This window comes from Sinorhizobium sp. CCBAU 05631 (assembly GCF_002288505.1).
Lineage (GTDB): Bacteria > Pseudomonadota > Alphaproteobacteria > Rhizobiales > Rhizobiaceae > Sinorhizobium > Sinorhizobium fredii_C.
In genome coordinates this window covers 536,245-559,551 of sequence record NZ_CP023065.1, presented here as the reverse complement: position 1 = coordinate 559,551, position 23,307 = coordinate 536,245, and the positions used below count along the sequence as shown (strand labels likewise).

13 protein-coding genes and 8 pseudogenes are annotated in these 23,307 nt (G+C 58.3%); 9 read left to right on the top strand and 12 right to left on the bottom strand.

Annotation, left to right across the window (positions count from 1 at the left end; all coding sequences use genetic code 11):
• Window positions 1–208 precede the first annotated feature (208 nt).
• Entirely contained in the window at window positions 209–1,312 is a 1,104-nt protein-coding gene (locus SS05631_RS29330) for an IS110-like element ISSfr2 family transposase (protein ID WP_095678153.1), read from the bottom strand.
• A gap of 621 nt (window positions 1,313–1,933) precedes the next feature.
• On the opposite strand from SS05631_RS29330, the pseudogene SS05631_RS29325 reads away from it, so the two are divergent.
• Both SS05631_RS29325 and SS05631_RS29320 read left to right on the top strand, forming a co-directional pair.
• Window positions 1,934–2,461 (top strand): annotated as a pseudogene (locus SS05631_RS29325) (tyrosine-type recombinase/integrase); the annotation flags it as partial.
• A pseudogene (locus tag SS05631_RS29320) lies at window positions 2,413–2,982 on the top strand (transposase zinc-binding domain-containing protein); the annotation flags it as partial. The pseudogenes SS05631_RS29325 and SS05631_RS29320, both read left to right, overlap by 49 nt.
• Window positions 2,983–3,324: 342 nt before the next feature.
• Here the strand turns inward: SS05631_RS29320 and SS05631_RS29315 are convergent.
• From SS05631_RS29315 to SS05631_RS29305, 3 genes are all read right to left on the bottom strand, one after another.
• Window positions 3,325–5,025: a GMC family oxidoreductase N-terminal domain-containing protein gene (locus tag SS05631_RS29315; protein WP_037427242.1), complete on the bottom strand. Its 1,701-nt coding sequence runs from the start codon at window positions 5,023–5,025 to the stop codon at window positions 3,325–3,327.
• Between the two features lie 37 nt (window positions 5,026–5,062).
• Window positions 5,063–5,482: a DUF2267 domain-containing protein gene (locus SS05631_RS29310; protein WP_037427244.1), complete on the bottom strand. Its 420-nt coding sequence runs from the start codon at window positions 5,480–5,482 to the stop codon at window positions 5,063–5,065.
• A gap of 371 nt (window positions 5,483–5,853) precedes the next feature.
• A complete protein-coding gene (locus tag SS05631_RS29305) occupies window positions 5,854–6,783 on the bottom strand; it encodes a 2-oxoglutarate and iron-dependent oxygenase domain-containing protein (RefSeq protein ID WP_037427246.1) in 930 nt (309 codons plus the stop codon).
• Between the two features lie 1,375 nt (window positions 6,784–8,158).
• On the opposite strand from SS05631_RS29305, the gene ectB reads away from it, so the two are divergent.
• From ectB to SS05631_RS29285, 3 genes and pseudogenes are all read left to right on the top strand, one after another.
• Window positions 8,159–9,418 carry a diaminobutyrate--2-oxoglutarate transaminase gene (gene ectB, locus SS05631_RS29300; RefSeq protein WP_037427247.1) on the top strand — a complete coding sequence of 420 codons (1,260 nt, stop codon included), beginning with the start codon at window positions 8,159–8,161 and terminating at the stop codon, window positions 9,416–9,418.
• Complete coding sequence (locus SS05631_RS29295; protein WP_037427249.1) at window positions 9,408–10,250, top strand: hypothetical protein; 843 nt, start codon at window positions 9,408–9,410, stop codon at window positions 10,248–10,250. The genes ectB and SS05631_RS29295 overlap by 11 nt, the downstream gene beginning before the upstream one ends.
• A 1,010-nt stretch (window positions 10,251–11,260) precedes the next feature.
• A pseudogene (locus tag SS05631_RS29285) lies at window positions 11,261–11,535 on the top strand (transposase); the annotation flags it as partial.
• A gap of 56 nt (window positions 11,536–11,591) precedes the next feature.
• Here SS05631_RS29285 and SS05631_RS29280 read toward each other — a convergent pair.
• The 6 genes and pseudogenes from SS05631_RS29280 to SS05631_RS29250 all read right to left on the bottom strand — a co-directional run.
• Window positions 11,592–11,741: pseudogene (locus SS05631_RS29280) on the bottom strand (IS110 family transposase); the annotation flags it as partial.
• A gap of 74 nt (window positions 11,742–11,815) precedes the next feature.
• Window positions 11,816–12,367, bottom strand: a pseudogene (locus SS05631_RS29275) (transposase); the annotation flags it as partial.
• A 165-nt stretch (window positions 12,368–12,532) separates the two neighbouring features.
• Window positions 12,533–13,532: pseudogene (locus SS05631_RS29270) on the bottom strand (IS110 family transposase); the annotation flags it as partial.
• An 18-nt stretch (window positions 13,533–13,550) separates the two neighbouring features.
• Window positions 13,551–13,874, bottom strand: coding sequence for a transposase (locus tag SS05631_RS32350; protein ID WP_244412445.1), 324 nt, complete (start codon window positions 13,872–13,874; stop codon window positions 13,551–13,553).
• A gap of 182 nt (window positions 13,875–14,056) precedes the next feature.
• Window positions 14,057–14,896: a LuxR family transcriptional regulator gene (locus SS05631_RS29255; protein WP_095678152.1), complete on the bottom strand. Its 840-nt coding sequence runs from the start codon at window positions 14,894–14,896 to the stop codon at window positions 14,057–14,059.
• Window positions 14,897–15,984: 1,088 nt separating this feature from the next.
• Window positions 15,985–16,779, bottom strand: coding sequence for a hypothetical protein (locus tag SS05631_RS29250; protein ID WP_193378225.1), 795 nt, complete (start codon window positions 16,777–16,779; stop codon window positions 15,985–15,987).
• Between the two features lie 554 nt (window positions 16,780–17,333).
• Between SS05631_RS29250 and ehuB the strand changes: the two genes are divergently transcribed.
• Window positions 17,334–18,059 (top strand): ectoine/hydroxyectoine ABC transporter substrate-binding protein EhuB, encoded by a 726-nt coding sequence (gene ehuB / locus SS05631_RS29245; protein ID WP_037427258.1) that lies wholly within the window; start codon window positions 17,334–17,336, stop codon window positions 18,057–18,059.
• A 188-nt stretch (window positions 18,060–18,247) separates the two neighbouring features.
• Here ehuB and SS05631_RS29240 read toward each other — a convergent pair.
• A pseudogene (locus SS05631_RS29240) lies at window positions 18,248–19,186 on the bottom strand (ISNCY family transposase); the annotation flags it as partial.
• On the opposite strand from SS05631_RS29240, the gene SS05631_RS29235 reads away from it, so the two are divergent.
• From SS05631_RS29235 to SS05631_RS29220, 3 genes and pseudogenes are all read left to right on the top strand, one after another.
• Window positions 19,083–19,763 (top strand): NAD(P)-dependent oxidoreductase, encoded by a 681-nt coding sequence (locus tag SS05631_RS29235; protein WP_095678151.1) that lies wholly within the window; start codon window positions 19,083–19,085, stop codon window positions 19,761–19,763. The pseudogene SS05631_RS29240 and the gene SS05631_RS29235 overlap by 104 nt on opposite strands.
• Window positions 19,764–20,125: 362 nt before the next feature.
• Window positions 20,126–20,329 (top strand): annotated as a pseudogene (gene glnQ / locus SS05631_RS32345) (glutamine ABC transporter ATP-binding protein GlnQ); the annotation flags it as partial.
• Window positions 20,330–20,854: 525 nt separating this feature from the next.
• Complete coding sequence (locus SS05631_RS29220) at window positions 20,855–22,192, top strand: ISNCY family transposase (RefSeq protein ID WP_095678150.1); 1,338 nt, start codon at window positions 20,855–20,857, stop codon at window positions 22,190–22,192.
• 232 nt (window positions 22,193–22,424) lie between these two features.
• On the opposite strand, the gene SS05631_RS29215 is transcribed toward SS05631_RS29220, so the two are convergent.
• On the bottom strand, window positions 22,425–23,189 hold the full coding sequence (locus tag SS05631_RS29215; RefSeq protein ID WP_244412432.1) for an arylmalonate decarboxylase: 765 nt from the start codon (window positions 23,187–23,189) through the stop codon (window positions 22,425–22,427).
• Window positions 23,190–23,307 lie beyond the last annotated feature (118 nt).

The window sequence follows — 23,307 nt, the reverse complement described above, 5'->3', positions numbered from 1 at the left end:
TTGATCATGCTCTGATACGCGGGTTGAGTACCGCCGGACCTGATGCGTCGCGGAGCTTCCTCAGTCTAGTTGGCAGCGTCGGAATTAAACCGGCTGATAGTGGAAACGAGGGTTCTCCTGCCGTGACCGTGCCCCCAGCCTTGCCCAGGTGCACATGGCTTCTGATGGGTTCGTTCCTCCTCTTTGCTTTCCTAAGATTTGGCGATGTTCAACGCGGTGAGACCTGGCATGCAATCGCCCAGACGAAGCCCGATAATTCGCGCGCGATCGCCGTGGTTACCGTCGTGGCCGGCTTTCCGGCCTTGGTGAGCTTGCGATAGCGGCCGCAGAGCCGCTCCTGCGCTTTCCACGCCGTATCGCGGATCGTTTTTGGAAGCTGCTCCTGGCGCAGCAATTGCTCGCGGCTCACCCTTGCGGGAAACCGGTAGCTCCAGGCCGCCTCGACCAGCATGCGGCGTGCGGTTCCGTTCCCCGCTTTTGTAATGCCGCCCTGGCGTCGGGTTGCGCCGCTCGAATGCTCTGATGGGACGAGCCCCAGATAGGCCATCAGTTGACGCGGATTGGTAAAGCGACTGATATCGCCCAATTCGGCAATCATCGTTGCTGCGGTCACCAGAGCCATGCCGCGCAGCGATTGCAGCGCCTGGACGACCGGGGCCAGTGACCAATCGCTCAACATGATCTCGATTTGCTTCGTCAGCCGATCGCGCCGGTCCGTCGCAGCCTCGATCGTCGCGATATGATCCTCAAGCACAATGTGGTGGGCTGGTTGCGTGAAGCGAAGACCGGCCAGCCAGCGGCGGTGCATGTGCGTCCAGGCTGGACGGCCATAATGGCAGCCATGGCGCAGCAGGAATCCACTGAGTTGCTGGCGCGCCTGTCGCAGGCTGCGCACGGCAGCCAGGCGTGCCCGCACCAGATCGCGCATTGCCTCATGGGCGGGATCGGGGATCCAGACGGCGCTCAGCTCCCCAGCGCGATGAAGCCTTGCCAGATTGTCGGCATCCCGGCGGTCCGTCTTGATGCGATCGCCTGGCTTTCGAGGGATCAAAGACGGGGCGACAACTACGCAGTGATGGCCCGCGGCGGACAGTTGCCGCTGAATGCCGTAGCCGCAAGGTCCGGCTTCGTAGCAAAACTTCAGCGTCCGCCCCGACTGCGAAAGCTTCGCCAGCATGCGGGCCAAGGCCGTTGGTGTGTTTACGATCTGGCCAAACGCGCGCACGTCACCGCGCTTACCGCCATCGGCAAGTGCCACCGAAATCGTTTCTTTGTGAACATCCAATCCGACGTATGTGATAGTCTCGTCCATGGCCCGTCTCCTATGCATGAGGCTCTACGAGAGGATCGCTCTCGCAACCCTCGATACCTGCATACTGTGAGACGGGTCACCCAGCCCCAGGCGAACATTTAGTCTAGACAATTCGCGTCCGGAAACAGGAAGCATCTAGTCTATATCCTTAAGCGCTGTTCCAAGAAGGGCAAAGGCGCGGCCTTGCGCATCAACACTCGGTAACATTTTGCTTGAGGCAAATGCAGGTTCATTCCTCGCTTCGCTTCACAGCGTCGACGATTGGCGCAACTGATCGCGGTCCGAACCTCCTCCTGCTAACCACATCTCGCTACCCCGTGTACCTGCAGACGCCTGCCGCTATGTCGCCGGCACACCACAAGTGTGTCCGCAGAGCGGAATGGCATGCATCCACCATAGCTCGATATTCAAAAACCGATGAGCGGAAGCGGCAAGTCCGACCGGTTCGGACCCCGGCCTCCCAGCGATGGCATCATCCCGGCATTTAAGATACCCCCTAGATCCAATCGACATTTAGGATTGAACTAACCCGCTGACGCGGGAGAGGCGGGGTTTGAAGGCGCGGTCTCCTTGTAGGATGTTGGGGTGTTGAGAACCAACCCCTGACCAGGAGACCGACCGATGACCGACGCTCCGGCAGCGGTGAGCCCGCTGCGCCGCCGCATGATCGACGACATGACGCTCCGCAACCTGTCGCCGGCCACGCCTGCATGCCGTGACAAAGTTCAGCCGTTATTTCGGCCGCTCGCCGGATCGGCTGGGGCTGGAGGATGTGCGCGCTTTCCAGCTGTACTTGGTGTCGCAGGGCATCTCCTGGCCGGCGCTCAACCAGACGGTTTGCGCGGCCGCGGGACTGCGTGCCTCGGAGACGGTGAGCCTGAAGGTCGCCGACATCGACAGCCAGCGCATGGTGTTCAGGTCCGTCCCGGCAAGGGCGCCAAGGATCGCACGGTGATGCTGTTGCCGCAGCTGCTTGCCATCCTGCGCACCTAATGGCGGCTGGTGCGCCCGAGGAACTGGCTGTTTCCCGGACGGGGCGAGAAGCCAACGGATGTGCAGGTGCTGTATGCCGCCTGCCGGTCGGCGACCAAGGCGGCGGGATTGACCAAGCGGGTCAGCGTGCACACGCTGCGGCACAGCTTTGCCACTGGGAGCGCCGCGTCATGGCGGCGATCGCGCTGTGCCGGACGGCGACGCTCGGCGGCCATGTCGAGACCTGCGACGATTGCGCCTTGAGCCGCGTCGCCTATAATCCTGTCGCAACCGCCACTGCCCCAAACGCCAGGCTGCCGCGCGCGATCGCTGGCTCGCCGACCGTGAGGCCGATCTGTTGCCGGTGCCGTACTTCCATGTCGTCTTCACCGTGCCGGCCGAGATCGCCGCGATCGCCCATCAGAACAAGCGGCAGCTCTATACGATCCTGTTCGAGGCGGCCGCCGAGACGCTCAAGGCCATTGCCGCCGATCAAGCACCTCGGCGGCGAACTCGGCTTCCTGGCGATCCTCCACACTTGGGGGGAGACGCTGACCCATCACCCGCATCTCCACTGCCTTGTCCCCGGCGGCGTGCTGGCTGCCGACGGCGGACGCTGGATCGCCTGTCGCCGCCGTTTCTTCCTGCCCGTCCGGGTGCTCTCCCGGCTGTTCCGCCGCCTGTTCCTCGAGCGCTTGCTGGCGGCGCAGGCGGCCGAGGCCTGCGCTTCTTCGGCGCCCTTGAACCGTTTGGCGACGGCAACGCCCTGGCTCGGGCGCTGCGTCCGCTGCGCAAGGTCATCATCCGTATGATGCCGAAACGTATCGGCACCGCAACCGTATCGAGCGCTGCTTCAACCGCCTCAACACTTTCGCCGCTTCTCCACCCGCTATGACCGGCAGACAATCCACTTTAACGGCTTTGCCTTACTCGCCACCGCAATGATCTGGCTCAGATGAATGTCGATTCACCCTAATCTCGCCTGCGAATACAACAATACGTCCACTCCGCGTCAACCCAAGCTTCTGATAACCTCTTCCTTAGCCATTGCGGTTCTCCTTCAAGATCGCGTCAGCAATCTTCTCGGCCACCATGATCGTTGGTATGTTTGTATTGGCCCGGGGGCAGAATGGCATTATTGAAGCGTCGGCGACCCTTAAACCGCGAACGCCGCGAACGCGGCCGGACGGATCCGTCACTGCGGTAGGCTCCGAGGATGCCCCCATCCTGCAGCTCGACGTCGGATGCCAGTTGCCCGTCACGTTCTGGCGGACAAACCGATCCAGATGCTCCTCGTTGTTAATCAGATCTGAAATGCTATGGCCATCGGTAATGACGTGCCTAATGAGGCCGCGGCGTAGGCGCGGCGAACTGTCCATAAGGAGGGCCAGCAGCGAGGTGAGCCCGTAGTTAACGAAATTGACCTTGCTAACCTGCTTCGCTCGCGCGTTCCAAGCTGACGGGAACGCATCGAGCGCCACCGCCGACAGTAAATCATGCTTCAGCAGGTGGGCCATGAAACGGAACCCATGCTTCAATCGCTCGGCGTCACGCTTGTCGCTCAACCAGTTGAAATCTACCTGCGGCTCTATAGCGTGGGAGCGACACTTGAGCACGATGGTACCTGTCGAATAGCTGCGGTTGACCCACGAATATAGGGAGCCGAGGCGCATGCCGAGCGGATGCCAAGCAGACTTGGCAACCGCGGATATTGCCATATCCGTAGAAGGGCACCCATCGTAGCCGGACGAGTAGCGAGCATGCATTTGGATGTGGCCGCTCACATTAGGCGCCATGCGATCGTCCAGCTTCAAATATGCTGAAACGGCGATTCCAGGGTGTTCCTGTAGATTCTGCCCCACCCCCACGACCTCTGCAACAATCGGAATTCCGAGCTTTCTCAACTGATCGGCCGGGCCAATCCCTGAGCGTATTAATATAGAGGGCGAATGAATTGCACCGGCACAGAGGATCACCGTCGAAGCGCGATAGCACTGCCGGCCGGTGTTGTTTTCCGTCTCGACGCCGGTTAAGGCGCATCCTGAAAAGGTCAACCGCACGACCATTGTTTTCGGCAATATTCGTAAGTTGGGCCGAGAGCGGACGCTCTCGGACAAGTAGGCCATTGCAGCGGAAACTCGGTGACCGTTGCGGTTGGTCAACGGAACAACGGAGTATCCGTCGCAAAATGGGCCATTGAAGTCCGGGCTAAAATGAATACCTGCGTCTTCATATGCGGTCGCTACCGCTCGGATAAAGCCGGACCAGTCTGATCGCCGAACACGCCTAATCGGCAGGGGACCATGATTGCCGTGCAATTCACCCTCGAAATCCAAATCGCATTCGAGGCGACGGAAGTAGGGCAGAACCTCCTCCCAACCCCACCCCGTTGCACCGCTTGAGGACCATCCGTCGTAGTCTTCGGGGGCACCTCGGTTGGCCACTTGCGCATTGATGCTTGAGCCACCACCCATCACCCGGGCCTGCTCGTAATGAACGGGCTTTCGTCCGTCGCGTACCATTGTCGCATCGAGTGACGGCCACTGATAGTCAGGATTGAAGTAAGCACGCGTTGGATTGCCGTCCAGGATGTCGTCGGGGATGCTTTCAGGGGGCGTATCAGGGCCGGCCTCGATGAGCAGAACGCGACTTCCATCGGCGGAGAGCCTATTGGCCATGACGCATCCAGAGGAACCTCCACCAACGACGATATAGTCAAAAACCAAAGCTAACACTCCCATTCGTACGTACGCGCCAACAACGGCAGCAGCATGCCTTTCAGGTCGGCCAAAGGGTATGTAGAGCTCTTGGAGTAGCGGCCTTAGCGTCTCGGAGCTCTGCTGCAGGCAAGCGGTCCGCCAATTGGGCGAGAACCGAGCGGACAACCTCTTCCGGATCAACCGCGGGATCTCGTTGGACGCCGTCGTGCACCCGATCGAGAAACGACTTCCGGTTTCTAGTTATGGTGCGGCGGCCGTTAGACCAGTCCTCGTAGTAAAACCCGCGCAGTAGGGGCGGCAATGTTGCGCCTATGCAAACAGCCTCGTCTCCATCCAGGCAGTCGCGCAATGCGTGTAGCGTCGCGATCAAAGCTTGATAGACCCGTTCGCGATCATGCCAGCGAAGCCTCCACATCAAATCGCTGATCCAATTTTGGGTGGCCTGAAATGCACTGTCGAGATCATGGCTCAGGCACATGAGGACTGGTCTCCTGTCTAAGTTGTCGTTGGCGCATCCCGTCCCTTGCGAACGAAATGCTGTCGTCAATTCCAGAGGCAAGGCGTAGTCTCGGCTCCGCGCAGGTTACGAAGACACTCACGGATCGCGTATAATCGTGCGGGTGCTCGACCGCCAAAGAACACCTCCCTTGCCCCATCATCTCGTTCTAACCCTGACTTCCGCTTCGATTCCGACACCAGAGCAATCATCGTCTCAGCGCCACGGAAGCCGTGGCGCCAGCGCTTCATTCCCGAGGCGCGTCGACATACCGTCCTTGCTCTTGTGGCGCACGACCCGGATTTGTGTCGCGTCGTCTCAATTGCTGAAGCACGCTTGAGAAAACCGAACGCTTACTGCAGCTCTAGTGCGCGTCCGGCACCCTTGCCGGTTTCCCAGATCGATTCGTAGTTGCGCAGCATCATTTCTGCGACACCGAAGGTGTGCTGTCCGCTCTGCGACGTCAGACGAGCGTCGATGTGCGGATAGATAAAGAAGGGAAGTGAAATTCGGTCTGTCGGACCACTGTGCACGACCTGATGCGGCGTACTCTGAAAGCGTTTGTCGCTCAAGGCTTGAAGCATGTCGCCCAAATTCACTACGAGACTGTCGGGCAGGCTCGGCACCGGTATCCAGCGCCCATTGAGCCACACCTGCAAGGGACGCGTGGGCAGTTCCTCTTGCAGCAGTAGCGTGAAGAAGCCATTGTCGGTGTGCTTGGCGCAAGCGCCGCCGCTAGATGGATACCGGATTACACGTTGCAGGACCGTCGGCGGGCTGAAATGGCGGCCGAACCACCCCTGTTCCATATTAAGCAGGTCGGCAAGCGCGTTCCCGAGCTGCGGCACGACCCCATTGAGCACGGTTGCCTGCAAAGCAAGTAGGCTACGCGCGAAATCGGGGGCCACGGCGTCATCCGGTAAGTTCGTGCGGCCCGCAAACGGACGCCGGTCGCCCTCGTTGTCGATTCCGAGGTCGAACAGTTCCTTTGGATCGGGGCCGGCCTCAGGATGTAGCATCTCGCCGTGCAATGGGCTGTATCCGCGCGCGGTAGGTGGATAAACGTCTTGAGAGGCGTGACCGTAGCGTTCCTTGGTCGACTGTGGCAACGCGAAAAAGCGCCGGGAAGCCTCGATAGCTCGGGCGATCTGCTCCCTAGGGATGCCGTGCTCGAGGTAGAAGAATCCATACTCCTCGCAGGCCAGCTGCAAGCGCTGCTGCTCTTCATATCGCGTTGCATCGGCTGCCAGTTTGGCCAGTGAGATTTGCGGTAGCGTGCTCATAGTCGCTCCTCGTTGATCCTTATGGTATCGCGGGGCTCCTGGAAAAAACTGGTAGTCTCCACCCTTTTCGCAATGTATCTGCCGTCGCCTGGACAGTGCGCCGGCACAGAAACGCCAGCATCCTGTAGACGGTCCATTTCGTCGTCAAAGGGTGTGGCTACCACATAGCTCTTGCGAGTGCTTGCGATGGTGAGTCCGCTCGGAAGAGTAACCCGAGCCAGCTTGGACAGCTGATTCCGCCGGCCATGCCTGGACTTGAGACGCCGCAGCAGACGGTAGTGCTATAGTTTGCCTTCGCGCATTCGGATAGTCGCCCATTAAGATCGACATCGCCGCCGCGCGATTGTTGGACCCCTTTCGCCATGCCCCCCGGGGGGGCTTCTCACGGTAATTGAAGCGGACATAGATGTACCCTTCTCAAGTAAAACCACGGTGTGATTGGTGAATGAACCACTGAGGTAAGTATGAAGAGAAACCAGCGCACTGACAATACCAGTATTATTAAGAATACGTCCGCGTTTATTGCGAAAAATTGTCAGGGTTTTTCTGATTGTGAAAGCCGCTTTAAATTTGTTAAAACAATGCGTTATAGACGTGTTATATTATTTGACGAGGCCATTTTTGGCGCAAAAAAGATCGACCTTTGTTAGAAGGCGTTCGATTTGAACACCACAAGTTGGAAGTACAGTAAGAGTTTCCCAGGTGGATTTAGCAGGGAGCTGTCCTTCAGATACAGCCCCAATCCGCAGATCGTCACACCGGCCGGCAGACTGTGAAGCGCTGCACCGTCAGGACCTCCTAGAAGACCGCATTTGGTCACGCACCCGCGGGCCAGAAACACCTTTGCACCACTGGCCTCCACCACAGCCACGGTTGAAGCTGTTCAAAACAGGCTGTGAGAGGGTCTGCTGCTGTGGGTGTCGCCTCCAAGGCTGAACCGATTGATGTCGCCTTCGAAAGGCACCTCTAACGTCCAGCATACCGGAGGTGTCTGTCACACATGAGTCATAGTGTGTGCTAAACTGCCGATTTACTAGAGCTGCAGGCGCTTTTGTGAAGGAAACGGATGCGTCAACTACCAGATGCCGTAGTATCGGCGCTTGCCCGAAGATTGTAGAAACTTGGTTGTTCGAGCTCAGTGACCAGGAGGTGTCGGCATGCAGAGCGCCTGCACATCTGCTCGGGAGACAAGTGCGGCGGCAGTCGGGCCTCCGCGACAAGATCAAGGTATACTTGAGGGCTCTGCCGGGATTATCGGCCAACTTGAGCTCGCGTCCGGACCATTCTCCTCCCATACGGAACTGAGAAACATCCACAGGTAAACTCGGTGGTCGCTGCTGTGAGTGCAATGCCTACGTGCAGAGAGGTTGCTAAAATGAATACTGCCCCTTTCGTGGCTCATGAGTCTAACGTTCGTCGCTATGGGCGGTCGTTTCCCACAGTCTTCACGAAAGCCATTGGGGCGACAATCTGGGATGAGAGTGGCAAGTCTTATGTCGACTTTCTTGTCGGGTCCGGCGCACTCAACTATGGACACAATAACCCGTCAATCATTGATCCAGCCGTTGAATATCTTGCTGGCAAAAATATATTGTTGTCACTCGATATGTATACAGCGGCAAAACGCGACTTCATTGAAGTGTTTGTCGAATCGATCCTGAAGCCTCGGGGCTTGTCCTATAAGATACAATTCCCAGGCCCGACGGGCACCAACGCTAACGAAGCGGCGCTGGCGCTGGCGCGTAAATATACCGGCCGTTCAAGTGTCATGGCCTTTACGAATGCGTTCCATGGCATGTCGCTGGGCTCTTTGGCGGTGTCAGGTTCGGCATCAACGAGGGAGCTTGGCGGCGTTGCTCGCCACGATGTAATCCGCGTCCCTTACGACAGCTATCCGAACCAGAGTTTCGATTCCGCGGGTTATATCGACTCCGTGTTGGGTGATCCAGGAAGCGGTATGGAAAAGCCCGCGGCAATTATTCTGGAGACGATCCAGGCAGAAGGCGGCATGAACACCGCATCCGCTGCTTGGCTAACCGAAATTCAGCGTATTTGCCGTGAGCACGGCGTTGTCTTGATTGTTGACGACATTCAGGCAGGTGCCGGTCGAACCGGCGATTTCTTTTCGTTTGAGTTCGCGAAAATAGAACCCGACATCGTGTGCCTTTCGAAGTCTCTAAGTGGTTCAGGAAATCCGTTTTCGATTGTGCTGATACGCCCCGAAATAGACGTATGGAAGCCCGGCGAACACAGCGGGACATTTAGAGGCAATAATCTCGCGTTCGTGACTTCAGGAGCCATGTGCAAACTGTGGTCCGATGGGCAGTTTATTGCAAGCGTCGAGCGGACAACCGCTAGGCTGCAAAGACACCTTGATCGCCTCGTTGAAAAATTTCCAAAGTACATCGAACAAAAGCGCGGCCGCGGTCTGATGGCAGGTCTCAAGTGCCGTTCGCAAGCCATTGTCGCCCGCGTGCATGACGTCGCTTTCGAAAATGGCTTGCTGATCGAAGCTTCGGGCCCGAATCGCGACGTCATCAAAGTCCTTCCACCTATAACGATCACCGATGACGAACTTGACCATGCCATCGAGATACTCGATCACGCAGTAGAGGAGCAAACCAATGACAACTAGCCCAGTGTCTACCGCGCCGGCCATTTCCTCTATTTCGCTCAGAGAACGAGTAGGCTCGATCACCACCACGGAGATCATCTCAGTCCTGAAAGGCGAGATCACCGGTCTGCACATCAAAAACGGGTTTAGTAACCAAATAGCCGAGGAGATCACCCATAACTTTAATGACAGTCCCGGTCTCAAGGACCGCAAGGATGGAGTTCCCGGACAATATGTCGGTGCTTCTCATTACAGAAAGGATGCGGTCAACTATTTCGCGGATTCGGAAGATGCGCGACCGTTCATTGACATGCTTTTTGGAGATCTCGTTGACCCGGTTCGGGGAATATTCGAAGCGCTAAAGCGCGATCTTCAGCATCAAGGCATTGAGCTTCGGCTGGCCCGTTCGGACCACGGTCAGGCTAACATTTGCCGCGCTATAAGTTGGTGTGGTAGCGGTCCGTATGCTCTGGCCCCTCACGATGATGTCGCCCAGGTCCTGTGTGCTGGAAGCGATTTCGAGTTCTCCACCGTGGCGGAGAACACAGTTGCGGCGCTTAATTTTTATCCGAGCATGGCCAAGGAAGGTGGCGATTTGCGTCTGTGGAGCCACAAGCCGACAGGCGCCGATCGAAAGGCACAGGATGTGGAGACCACTGGATATCCCTATTCGTCAACCTATCTCGAAGGCATCCCCTACCGAGATTTGCAGCTGAAAGTCGGGGATATCGCCCTGATCGACGGCGGCTTCGTTCACGGTGTCACCAGTAAATCAGGCGGTAAAAAACCTCGCCTGGTCCTGAACTGCTTTTTCGGTTTTGCGCGACCCGATCTGGTTCTGTGGTGGACCTGATTTTGGGTGTGCGAGCGACGGACCGGCCGCCCCGCGGCGATGAAGACGGGGGCAGTGGTGCAGCAGAGTAAGGCGTCCTCAGTTTTCCGGCAGGCCGGGTTGTCGAGCAACAACCCCAAGGAAGACCATCTGCGACCGACGAATGATGGCCCTGCGCGTGCCTGTTGGGAAGAGCGGCAACCCTGACTTGCTGCGCGAGCTGATTTGGTTTGCCGGCGAGCGGCTGGTCGAACTCGGCGCAGGTGAGCACGCCGAGCACAGCGAGAAGAACATTTCACAGCTCGCCCCATGCAATGGCTATCCCGGCGCGATTGCGGGACGCGTGCCGGCACGGTGGAACTGCACATTGTCACGCGGCATGGCAGGTATACCTGGGTTGCCTCGAGCCGCACCGTATGCCCACATGGCGGCCGTCGCCCGGATCCGAGCCTTCAGTCAACGGGTCTCCGTCCACAGTATCGTTAAGGCGATGGGTGTGAGCGAATTTCCAACATGCAGGTCAGCCGGAGGAGATCCACGATAGGTGAGGCCCCCCTTGCCCCACATCGAGGGCGACTGGCCGTCTTACTCGATCGATTGTGCGCCGTGACGGCACCGGAGGGCAATCCGAAAGGGCGGCATACCTGGTGGGAATGCGGCCTTGACGCTTATGAGGGTAGGGTTCCAGATGCTCAGATGTGCCGCTGGCTATTTAAGAACTCGAAACACGGGAAGTATGCAACGAGTAACACATGCTGTCTGCCTGTATAGTCTGGCACGGGATGGAAACGCGTGATTTTGTCGCCATCCTCGCGAAGACCGGGCAGCTAACTCTCAGGCGAAATGAACTGCCCTCTTTTGCCTTATCGAGGGCCACAAAACGTTGTGGCGGGGTGCAAAAGCCTGCGAGATCGTCGTCCAGTCGCCATTGAGGATCTCTAAGGCGGCCCCCCTTACGCCAAGTTGACCTTGCCCCGTTGAAATAATCCATTTTGAAGTAAGCTCTGGCCCATGGAGAAGGCCAGGGAATGATGAAGCGCAACCGTTTCACGGACGAACAGATCATCGGCATTTTGAAGGAGCACGAGGCGGGCACACGCCGGTCTCGGAGCTTTGCCGCAAGCACGGCGTCAGCGATGCCAGCATCTACAAGTGAAAGGCCAAGTTCGGCGGCATGGACGTGTCCGAGGCCAAGCGGCTCAAGACGCTTGAGGACGAGAACACGAAGCTGAAGCGGCTTCTGGCGGATGCGATGCTCGACAATGCTGCCTTGAAAGGCCCGCTGGGAAAGAATGTATGGTCGCCCCGTCCGTGCAAGGGGTCGCGACGCCGTAGGTCACGGTTCCAGTTGCTTAGGAAGCCTCAGGCGAAGGCAGGGTCGCTGCGTTCGTAGAGTGCCTCCGGCTTGTTCAGAACGACCCAGACGATGCGTGCCATCTTGGCGGCGAATGCGACGACCGCCTTGTTCGAATGCATCCGAGCTTGAAGGCCATTGGGCCAGGTTCCCAAGCGATCGCGCGTTCGGTCGAGGTGTCGAAAGCAGGACCTCGCTCTGTCGCGCTTTGCACCGACGATAGGCTTTGAACTTTTGCTGTGGGAGCGACCTCCTGTCCAATCGCCCAAAGAAAAGCAGCCATCTCCCGGGCAATGGCGGTGACCGCGACGACCTTTGGCTTGCCTGCTGCCATCAGCTTGCGATAGCGCGCGCAAAGCCGCACCTGGCCTCTCCAGGCAATTTCTCGAACGGTCCTTGGTAATCCCTCTAGCCGCGTTTGGATCGTCGGGCTTACACGTGCAGGGAAGCGATATGTCCAGGCGCCTTCGATGAGGACCCGACGCACCCTGGTGTTGCCTGCCTTGGTGATCCCACCACGCTTGACCCGTTCGCCCGTCGAGCTTTCCGACAGCACAAGACCAAGATACGCCATCAACTGACGGGGATTATCAAAGCGCCTGACATCGCCGATTTCGACCACGAAGGTGACCGCTGTCATGAATGCAACACCGCGCATTGCTTGGTAGGCGGCCACAACCGGGGCCATCGACCAGGATGCCGCGGTCTCCACCACCAGCTGGGTCAGCCGGTCCAGACGCACGCCGGCATCCTCAATGGCTTGGCAGTATTCCGCCAACAGGATCTAATCACGCGCAGTCACCTGAGTGCTGCTTGCCGTATGGCGGCCTAACCCATCCACGTCCCGGCGAAGGGACCTTGCTCGAGGGCTGATGGCAGTACCCCCGAAGGCTCTCTTGTTGTCTCCTTTCGGCTCAGGCGGCCATGGCTGGCATCGGCTTATGGGAATGAAATTGGTTCCGTCCCTGAGCATGTGATGCAACACGACCGCCAGCTTGCGGGCCAGCGCAACACGCGCCTTTCTGGGCCCCGCGCGTCTGGCGACCGCCAGCGCCCAAGTCTTCAGATCCGAGCCTTTGACCGGCCGGGTCAAAATAACGTTGGCCGCCTCGTAGAGCGCGGTTCGTACGCCCACATCGCCGATCTTCGAGATGCGACCGCTACAGTCGGTCTCGCCCGATTGGTACTTCTTCGGCGTCAGTCCGAAATGCGGCCCCACCGCTCGTGATGATCGGAAACGCTCCGGCGCATCAACGGCCGATACGAATGTCAGCGCCACCAGACGCCAACGCCGGGCGTCGTCATCAGCCGTCGTGCGTTATCGTCCTGGCGGGCCATGGCACGCAGCGTTCGATCAAGCCCTGCAAATTCGTCCGCAAGTGCGTCGCGGACCTTCAACAGCGACGCGGCAATCGCCTCCAAGGTCGGATGACCTTCGATCAGCTCGCGGATGCGTGCCACATACGTGCGCCGCGTCGTCGGCCCTACCTTGAGGCCGAAGCCGCGCAGTATGCCCCGCATGCTCATTCGATGTCGTGTAGCTTCCCCTGGATGAGCTTGCGGGCGGTCAGTAGGGCGCGTACCTCCTGGGCCGGAAGAGATTTGCAGTGGACCGGCCTGAACCACCCGAGCCGCATCAACTGCGCAATGCCCCGAGCATCCTTCTTGTCGGTCTTCACAGGCATCGTCCTGAAGGCCGCACGCGCGTGCCGCGTCTCGATCAGTTCGACCGCCAGATCCGCCTTTGTCATCCCGGCATAGAGCCACTGCGACAAGGGGCAGGCCTCGAGACCGATCCGCTCCATGGCCACGCCGTGCTCGGCAAACCAGGCGATCAGCGCATCGGGCTCGCTGAGTACCTTTGCTTCCCGCACGATGCAGCCATCTGCATCCACCACGCACACGCTTGAATATTCCAACGAGACATCGATTCCGGCATACTGCTTCATGGTCGTCTCTCCGTGATGCTATGTGGAGCAGGCCATTCCTGACTCCGCGACACCATCATTGTGAGGGACGACCACCAGACCTCCAAACCTGGCTGGCTGGGTTCTGCCCGTTACACCATCTAACTTGCCGTTACACCATGCAGTCAGATGGCGGGCTTTACGGAACTGCAGTCCGTTGCCGATAGCGGCGAGCAATGCTGTCGCGCCCAATGCACCGATCCCAGGGATCGTCATCAGTCGGCGTGCAACGTCCTCTCGATCGGCGATCGCCTCAATCTCTTTCGTGGCTTGGCGGATACGCTCTTCGAGGCGCAGGAGATCGGCGTATAAATCGCCCAGCAAGTTGTCTCCATCGAGTCGCACGCGGGGTCCAACGGGTGATTGCGGCCCGTTTCATCGTGAGCTCCATCGACCTTTGCGAATCCGGAGGAATTAACACCACTACCCACTTCTTTTTGAGCTAGTCTCTCAGCCGTATCGTTTCCGCGACACCGGAACTCCGCCACTAAGCAGATGGCCGTTCTCTACAACTCGATAATTCCGAAGTGCAGGGCTTTTATGGCGGCGGCCGTTCTGCTTGAAGTTTCCAGTTTTTGCATCGCATTTTTTATATGGAAATTGGCAGTGTTCAGGGTTATCCCCAGAATTTTTCCTATTTCCCACGACGATTTTCCTCTTGCTGTCCAAAGAATACACTCCTTTTCTCTTGGAGAAAGGTCGGGGATCTCCTCGATACCACTCGAATTCACCGACATCGCGGCCCTAAGATGAAAATGAAGCGCTGCAAGCTGAAAGTAAGTGACCGTTTTATTTTGGAATTCGTGATTCCGAGAAAAGCTCACGATTGCAAAGCTGCCATTAGGGCCGTGCAATGGAATGCTAATCCCCGACTTTAAGCCGAACGTGGCGGCTTCATCGAAAACGCGCCGTTCATCTTCAGTCGTGCATGCCTCGTTATACACTTCACTCCATCGAAAGGCACATGCCCGCTTTCGGCCAGTCTTGATGACAGGATCTATTTTGTCATAACCCATTTCGAAATAGCGCTCCTGCCATTCATCAGGATAGTTGAGCATGATCGTCTGATTGAATTGGACGGGCATCATAACTCTTTGACCAGGTGTTAGGTAGTGATACGCAATCCATGGACAGTCAAAATTCAGGGCAAACGCAGACAACAGGTCGAACAACTGCTCAGCTTCAACAAGGCCAACAGTTTGGTTAAGAAATCGGACAAACTCGACTGACAACGCCTCCGCGGCTCCCGCCGCGAAATGGGTGTTTGCGGCCAGATTTAACTGGTCAGACGGTGTGCTTGCCAAGCCTCGAAGTTGAGAGACAGCAGTCATCGGCGGGCGGTTCATCGCTTTCCCTGCTCGCAGCGATTTGCATCTGATGGTAACTGGCGACACAAGGGCCCTGGAAAGCGAAGCTCTGCCGCCACCCTTCGAGGGCGGGCCTGGTCAAAGCTCTAACATATCTTTGTAATAGGGGGAGGTTATGATTAAGTAAAATGTGTGTACCGGAATGATTGCGAAAATTTTACACCGAGAAAGGTGAAGAGCGTCTCATTTAACAGTAACGCGATGCGCTTCGGTGAACTGAGGGACTGATCCCGACGATTGGCTCAAGTTGGGCTGCCAAACCATGTGGCGGGTGGAATAGCTGGCGAGATCGACATCTAATCGCCCTTGAGGATCTCAAGGGCCTTTGCAAGGACCGCAGCCTTTTGTTCGCGAAACGTGTCTTAACGATGTTCATCAGCCGCCGATGGCCAATCTCATTCGATGAATATGAGGCCCCGATCGCTGCACTGGAGCGGGTGGCGGCTGGCGGCCAGCAGGGTCTGGAGTCGGGGTTCCGAAAGGAGGCGCTGAAGAATTTACCGCGGACAAAAGGGAACTACATCCCTCATCGCCGAGCGCCACGTCATCTATGTCGCGGAAGGATGTTGGAGTCACGCTCGACCTATTATGACCGACCGACCCGGTCGACGGTGAGCGCGACGGCCCCATCTTCCAGGATATGGGGAAGGACATCACCCTGAGCGGTCCCAACAGCATTGGGTCAGCGACATCACCTACGTCGCCATAATCCTCGGTGCCTGCTCACGGTTGATCATCGGCCACGTAATCGGTCGATCGATCCGCGGCTCGGTGGCTGCCTTGTAGGCGCCCCATTGACAGAAAGCCGACGCCGAGCGTGGTCCACCGTTTGGACCGCGGCCGCAGTATGCTGCCGAGCTCTACCGCGTCACACTAGCCGCTCCAATGGCGTGATCGGTTCGACAGGCCGCCGCGGTAGGCAACACCCAGGGTCTCGCGCACGGCCGAGTTGCTCGGACAGCAGATAATGATCTCTTCCCATGCGCAGAGCTCGCGGCGCTCCAGGCCGCGAACAGCGTTGCCGAGAGCTTCGATCGCTGAGCTCAATTATGGGAGGCTGTGGTTACCTAGCATTTGGAGACCGTGCCGTCCAATAGAACGCGGTTAGCGTCGTGCGGCGCTGTCCGACTATTAGAGTCGGCTGTTGACAAAGTATTCTCTCCAAGCGCCTGCGGTGCCGGAGTACGCGAAAGCGTCATTAACAATTCGTCCCGCGTCAGCCAAACGAGCCAATCGTCATCGTTTATTCCGTGAGAGGGCAAGCGTAGTACTGATCCGTGGCGCTCTCGATGCACATAGCCATAGCGATCGACAACGCCTTTTTCGATGTGCCACCCGGCAACCAGAGCGTAAATAAAATCGGGCGACCAGTTCGCCCATGCCAGTCCAAATGCAATGCGACCGATAAAAGTGGAGAGGCCGCCGCCCCTAAAGTCCTCTCGCAACCAGATGTCGCCATGATACGCCACCAGCCCGGATATGCTTCGAGCAGTCGGCGCATTGCACCGGGACGAGGAACCGGGCCCGGCTTTGAGCTTAGGATCCGCGAACCAGGCTCTGAGCGATCCAAGGTGCTCAGCGAGGTCGGTTTCGGATAGATCATCTAGGCGCATTGCTTGGACATGCGCTACTCTTCCTTCCCGATCCCGCCCAACGATCCAAAAGGCCTTTCCAGGCGGAACATCAGAACAGTCAGGGCGGAAGCTTGGATACGTCGGCGACTTTCCCGGAAGTTTGCCCGTGATCTCCACATATTCCTCAAAATCGTGGCCCATCGTGATATGGATACCGGATGTGCGCCCCAGCTCCTCTGCTGCACTGATGTACTTGGAAACCTCGAGCGCGGTTACATCGTTCTGCATGCCAATGCACCCTGTTTAGTGCCAAGAATCTACCGGGATTGTAGACAATCCTGGGCAAGCGCTGATACTCCGTCATCTGGTAGTTGACGAATCTACTTATACCCGCAAAAGCGCCCTGCCAGTGGTATCAGGAATTAGCGCCCCGGAGCGGTTGATGTCTGTAAGCACCTCTAACATACGGCCCAGAGGTCGGGTGTTTTTCAGCATGAGCCCAGTGAGCGCATACTGTAAACCTCACTTGGGCCCGTGTGTCGGAGATCGATGGACGCGACACTCTCTTAAGGGTTTGTCGCGGGAAAGATGTTTGCAGTCTGCACTTGAGTCAGACTGCATGACTTTAAACCCAAACCGCATCCGGCAAGCCCGGCCCCATCAGAGTCATATTGGGATGAAACTGGCACGAATGTTGCAGCGAACAAATGGAAATGAGTGTCGTCTAAAGGGTATGCTTTGGTTGGCCCGGTGGCGAAACACAAGAGTGAGATTACCCGATGGATAATTCGAAACGCGACGAAAACAGGATTGACCCCTTCAGACGTGCAATCTTGAGCGGGATGGCTGCACTCGGTATCGCCCTGCCGATCGCATCGTTTGCTGGGCTGGCTTCGGCGCAGTCGCTCCTTGCGAAGATCAAGGATGGAGAGACGATCCGGATCGGCTTCTCCAACGAGATTCCCTGGGCCTATCCTGGCGGCAGCGACGAGCCGCTCGGTTTCGTCAATGCGATGACGCTTGACATTCTGAAGAGGCTGGGCACGGCGAAGGTCAAACCAGTCGTTACCGAATGGGGCTCCCTCATCCCAGGCCTGCAGGCCGGTCGCTTCGACATCATCACGGGTGGCATGTTCATCCTGCCGGAGCGCTGCCGCAACGTCTTGTTTACGGAGCCGCTCGGCAGGGGCGCCGACGGGCTGATCGTGCCGAAGGGCAACCCGCATGGACTGCACTCGTACGAAGACGTGCGCGATAAAGGCCTCACGTTCGTCACTGCCGCCGGCTACGATTCAGTGAGCTACGCGCAAAAAGTAGGCCTCCCTGAGGACAAGCTCCTTCAGGTCGCCGGTCCGGCCGAGATCCTGCAAGCTGTGAAGGCCGGTCGCGCCGACGCCGGCGGAGGCGCCTACTTCACCTTGAAAGCTTTTGCCGACAAGGATAACAGCGTCGAACTGGCCGATCCATTCACTCCGCCCGCCAATGGCTATTCCGCATTCGCCTTCCCGCCGGACCAACAGGCTGCGGTTGCTGCCTTCAACTCCGCCTTGAAAGAGTATCTAGGTTAGTTTCCGTCCACAAACGCGCGTATTTCGGAGCGTTTACAAGCACTTGCCCTTGATAGGAGGAGTTGTCGAGGGCCATGGACGGGATCAATGGCGCTGGTTATCGGGCAGAATGCAGTTGGGGGCGCTGACGCGCACGCCACCAGGCCGGCATTGACCGCGACGACGCAATTCCAGGAGCTGGTCGGAGTTCAGGTCGGTTTGAGGCGGGTGAAGAGGACGAGGTTGTAAGCCACCACCGAGGACCAGACGTAAGTCTTGAAGTGGTCAAGGCCGCGCCAGGTGCAGCGCGCCAAGCCGTAAGCGCGCTTCAAGCATGATATTCCGGCTTCGATGCCGGCACGGAAGTTGCGCAGCTTGCGATAAACCCAATTGCTTCTGACCATGTCCTCGACCTTGAGGCCAGCTTTCTTGTGGAATGCCATGTCGCGAACGCCCCAGGTCTTCGCTGTGGTCAGATTGCCGCGACTCGCAAAGCCGCCGTCGGCCGCCGCCTGCCGCGGCGCTTGTCCATAGACGGCGATGTGGCGCTCCAGCATCGGCAACAGCCGCTCGCTGTCGGGCGGATTGCCTGCCTCGATCACTAGGTCGAGGATCATGCCGCTCCTACCGGTGGTCAGGTTGAGCTTGTGGCCGTATTCGGCCTCGCGGCTACCTTTGACGATGATATCGGAATGGGGTTCGAACAGGCTGACCAGCTTCTCGCTCGCCGGCAGGGGCTCGCCAGCCAGTACCCGCCGCTCGCTCTGTTTGATGATGCGTTCGATCAGCGGTCGATAGTGGTGGACTTGGGCCTGCCAGAGTTGGACGAGCGGATTGCTCGCCACCGCCAGCCGCTCGGTTGCCTGCTTCAAATATGCCAAGGTCGCGGAGGCGATCGCGATCAGCTCACGGTAGAGTTGGACCCGATTGGGCCGACCGCGTGTGAACTGGATCTTGCGGGCGCGCTTCTTGGCCGCGCGGCAATGATCGCGCCATGCCAGGCCGGCGCCGACCAAGGTATCCGCCTTCTTCAGCAGGCGCACCATGACCCGCACGGCATCCCACAGCAGGCTGCTGTCGCTCGGTTCGTGCATGAGTGCCGAGGTCACGGTGCTGTCCAGCCGCACGACCGTGCCGTCCTCCAGCTTGAACGGCCGAACTTTGGGAATTATTGGAGTCGGCGGTATCGGTAGTCGCGTGGCGAAGCTCGCGAAGGCCTTTAACATGACGGTCTTAGGTGTCAGGCGACATCCTGAAAGGGGTGCAAACGGAGCCGACGAGGTTTATGGCCTCGATGCACTTCATGCCGTGCTTGGCAAGTCTGACTACGTACTGATCAGCACGCCAATCACAAAAGACACCGACGGATTCTTCGGCTCTGCCGAGATCGCTGCGATGAAGCCGGGTGCATTCCTGTTGAACATTGCGAGGGGCAATCTCACCCACGAAGCTCCGCTTCATGACGCGCTGGTCTCGGGAAAATTGTCTCGATACGGATCAGACGTGTGGTGGACTTACAACAACTGCTTCCCCCCTACCTACCACTTCCCGGTTCCCTCCCGCACGGGTATCCATAAGATGGAGAATGTACTCGGCACTGGCGATCAGGCGGCTAATGCAGACGACGTAATTGAGCTCGCCATGGATCGCTCAATTGAGAGCTTGTCGGAGCTACAGGCAGGCAAACCCCTGAAGTGGGCGATTGACCTAGACCTCGGATACTAAAACAGAGGGCGATCCATAGGTTCGAACTGAGAAACCACGGCCGGCCAGGCCTACGCGGTAGTCGGCCCGCCGAGACAACAGGTGCGGGGTGTCTTTTGTCGTAAAGCAGAAGTGTTTTCGCCAAACAACAGGAACGACACCCCCCTTTCTGCCCTATGCAACAGTGCTCTGCCCTTGTTGCGCACCTTGATCAGCTAGCGTTCAGATAGAGAGGTTAAATCATGCGAAAGAAGGTGGTAGGCCTACTGCCTGCCGGAACGGCTCCTCCGGAGTCCATCAGGCAAGCCGACAGGTTTGTAGATCTCGTGCTTACGGACTCTGCCGAACAGGCCCATGTAGAGTTGCGAAATGCTGAAGGGCAGCTCGACGCTGTAACGGAACTAGCGCGTGACGGCATGACAATGGTTTGTGTCACACACGAGATGGGTTTTGCGCGGGCGGTCGCAGATAGGGTCATCTTTATGGATCGCGGGCAGATCGTTGAACAGGGGGCACCCCAAGAGTTCTTCGCAAACCCCCAGTACGAGAGAACGCAGCTGTTCCTCAGCCAGATCTTGTCGCACTAGGAGCATGATCTAGCTAACTGCGGGGGTGAGTCATCTCCCCGTTTTCTGGACCCGTGAAGAAGGACTGACCGCGTCACCATCCACATGCCAATGATCCCGGACGCGGCCTATCCGATGCTGACTTGAGTCCGTATCAGCGCACTCTATACGTCGATGCCACCCAAAGCCCGCAGAGCGCTCCACGCGCTCTTTGTCAGTCCGCACGCTTGCAGCCCGGACAAAATCGGGTGGCCTATGGCCTTCATCGGGAGCCCAGACCGGCGTGAGCTCGCCGACCCGTAATCGCTGGGCAAGCGAAATGGCATCGAGGCGGTTCGTCTTGACTCGCATGCCAGGCTTCTTCCTCCCGGCGAATATGGAGTGGCGTTCTCACAGATGACGACCCACTAGACTAGTTTCCGTCCATAAACGGCAAGCTATTGATTTTATTGGATGAACATTGGGATTTCAGAGGCAAGGCCCGGCGGTTTCAGGTATCTTGGATCATGCCACTGATTCCAAGCCCCGCCACCGCCGGAGCCGACAATGCGCCAAGAACGCACCGTCCAAGCCAGTATATTCGATCTTTCCGCCACGCACGAGATCGGCCACGAGCTGAAGGCTATGTCGCAATGGTTGGATGAGCATGGTGATCTGCTTGGTTTGGTGGGACGAGACCTGGGTCGACCTGACGTCAAGGCCACCGGACGGCAAGGACTGCCCGCCGAAGCGGTCTTACGCGGCGCGTTGCTCAAGCAATACCGGCAGCTGAGCTACCAGGAACTGGCCTTCCATCTCGAGGACTCCGCGTCGTTTCGGGCCTTTGCCCGCCTGCCGTGGTCATGGAGCCCGCAAAAGTCGGTGCTGCAAAAAACGATCAGCGCGATCCGGCCCGAGACCTGGGAACAGATCAATCGGGCACTGCTGTCGAGCGCTCGACAGGCGAAGCTGGAGGACGGCACGGTCGTGCGGCTGGACAGCACCGTGACCTCGGCACTCATGCACGAACCGAGCGACAGCAGCCTGCTGTGGGATGCCGTGCGGGTCATGGTGCGCCTGCTGAAGAAGGCGGATACCTTGGTCGGCGCCGGCCTGGCATGGCGCGATCATTGCCGCGCGGCCAAGAAGCGCGCCCGCAAGATCCAGTTCACACGCGGTCGGCCCAATCGGGTCCAACTCTACCGTGAGCTGATCGCGATCGCCTCCGCGACCTTGGCATATTTGAAGCAGGCAACCGAGCGGCTGGCGGTGGCGAGCAATCCGCTCGTCCAACTCTGGCAGGCCCAAGTCCACCACTATCGACCGCTGATCGAACGCATCATCAAACAGAGCGAGCGGCGGGTACTGGCTGGCGAGCCCCTGCCGGCGAGCGAGAAGCTGGTCAGCCTGTTCGAACCCCATTCCGATATCATCGTCAAAGGTAGCCGCGAGGCCGAATACGGCCACAAGCTCAACCTGACCACCGGTAGGAGCGGCATGATCCTCGACCTAGTGATCGAGGCAGGCAATCCGCCCGACAGCGAGCGGCTGTTGCCGATGCTGGAGCGCCACATCGCCGTCTATGGACAAGCGCCGCGGCAGGCGGCGGCCGACGGCGGCTTTGCGAGTCGCGGCAATCTGACCACAGCGAAGACCTGGGGCGTTCGCGACATGGCATTCCACAAGAAAGCTGGCCTCAAGGTCGAGGACATGGTCAGAAGCAATTGGGTTTATCGCAAGCTGCGCAACTTCCGTGCCGGCATCGAAGCCGGAATATCATGCTTGAAGCGCGCTTACGGCTTGGCGCGCTGCACCTGGCGCGGCCTTGACCACTTCAAGACTTACGTCTGGTCCTCGGTGGTGGCTTACAACCTCGTCCTCTTCACCCGCCTCAAACCGACCTGAACTCCGACCAGCTCCTGGAATTGCGTCGTCGCGGTCAATGCCGGCCTGGTGGCGTGCGCGTCAGCGCCCCCAACTGCATTCTGCCCGATAACCAGCGCCATTGATCCCGTCCATGGCCCTCGACAACTCCTCCTACCAAGGGCAAGTGCTTGTAAACGCTCCGAAATACGCGCGTTTGTGGACGGAAACTAGATTAGGGTGGCACACGGACACATGCGTTTGCCTGCTCTCATCACGTACCGACAGCCTCCAGCGGATTGACCTGCCAAATCCGTCCAACCCCACCGACGCCCCTGTAGCCGGAAATACGGCTCGCATGCCACATAGTCGCCTGGTTGGCCGTGAGGACTGGTTTTCCAAGAGCAAGTTCGAGCGCCTCAATAGCAGAATAGGTCGTGAGGTTTGTACAGGCGAGAACGACGGCATCCGCGTGAGCTACGTCAACCTTGCGGGCTAAATCGACGATGTTGTTCGGCTCCAGTTCACCAATTCCTTCCGCGAGTCCCAGGCTGTGGCTGGACAACGGTTCAAGACCCGCCTCCATCAGGTACTGCTCAAACTGTGCGGTGGTTTCCGGAGGATAGGGTGCGCCAAGCGCGAGTCTGCGAACGCCCAAAGCGTGGCAAGCTGAGATCAGCGCGCTGGAGGTAGAGGTTGCCTGAGCATGGGTGCCGTCCGAGATCCGGCGTATTATTGACTGGTCACCTACGTGTCCTTTTGCGAAACTAACTGAAGTGCAGGCGTAAGCGACGGCGTGAGGACGAATAGGCCGCAGAACCTTGGCAGCGTAATCAAGCTCGGAGTCATCGACGAGCAATTGAAGGATCTCCAGGGTAACTGGTGGTTCTGGAAAAGGTATCCTCGTCACATGGACAGTGACCTCAGGCGGGGCGAACTGCCAGAACTCACGGTCATGTACCCCATCGGAAGGATAAATAATGCCTATTCGCATGTTGTCCATTTGTGAGCCGCCCTTCACCTGCGTTGATATCGGCATTCCCGAACTGCATTGCATCTTAGCGGGCAAAGGACGCCATCCCACTTAGATTTTTCGGCCTACTCGCAGGATTCCGGCGTTTCGGATCGGGGTTTCGCACGAAAGCAGCATTAGCGGA

Bases quoted from the DNA above. Each gene is read 5' to 3' on its own strand.
- SS05631_RS29330 (WP_095678153.1), bottom strand. From the start codon at position 1,312: ATGGACGAGACTATCACATACGTCGGATTGGATGTTCACAAAGAAACG.
- SS05631_RS29315 (WP_037427242.1), bottom strand. From the start codon at position 5,025: ATGGGAGTGTTAGCTTTGGTTTTTGACTATATCGTCGTTGGTGGAGGT.
- SS05631_RS29310 (WP_037427244.1), bottom strand. From the start codon at position 5,482: ATGTGCCTGAGCCATGATCTCGACAGTGCATTTCAGGCCACCCAAAAT.
- SS05631_RS29305 (WP_037427246.1), bottom strand. From the start codon at position 6,783: ATGAGCACGCTACCGCAAATCTCACTGGCCAAACTGGCAGCCGATGCA.
- ectB (WP_037427247.1), top strand. From the start codon at position 8,159: ATGAATACTGCCCCTTTCGTGGCTCATGAGTCTAACGTTCGTCGCTAT.
- SS05631_RS29295 (WP_037427249.1), top strand. From the start codon at position 9,408: ATGACAACTAGCCCAGTGTCTACCGCGCCGGCCATTTCCTCTATTTCG.
- SS05631_RS29255 (WP_095678152.1), bottom strand. From the start codon at position 14,896: ATGAACCGCCCGCCGATGACTGCTGTCTCTCAACTTCGAGGCTTGGCA.
- SS05631_RS29250 (WP_193378225.1), bottom strand. From the start codon at position 16,779: ATGCAGAACGATGTAACCGCGCTCGAGGTTTCCAAGTACATCAGTGCA.
- ehuB (WP_037427258.1), top strand. From the start codon at position 17,334: ATGGCTGCACTCGGTATCGCCCTGCCGATCGCATCGTTTGCTGGGCTG.
- SS05631_RS29235 (WP_095678151.1), top strand. From the start codon at position 19,083: ATGACCCGCACGGCATCCCACAGCAGGCTGCTGTCGCTCGGTTCGTGC.
- SS05631_RS29220 (WP_095678150.1), top strand. From the start codon at position 20,855: ATGCGCCAAGAACGCACCGTCCAAGCCAGTATATTCGATCTTTCCGCC.
- SS05631_RS29215 (WP_244412432.1), bottom strand. From the start codon at position 23,189: ATGCCGATATCAACGCAGGTGAAGGGCGGCTCACAAATGGACAACATG.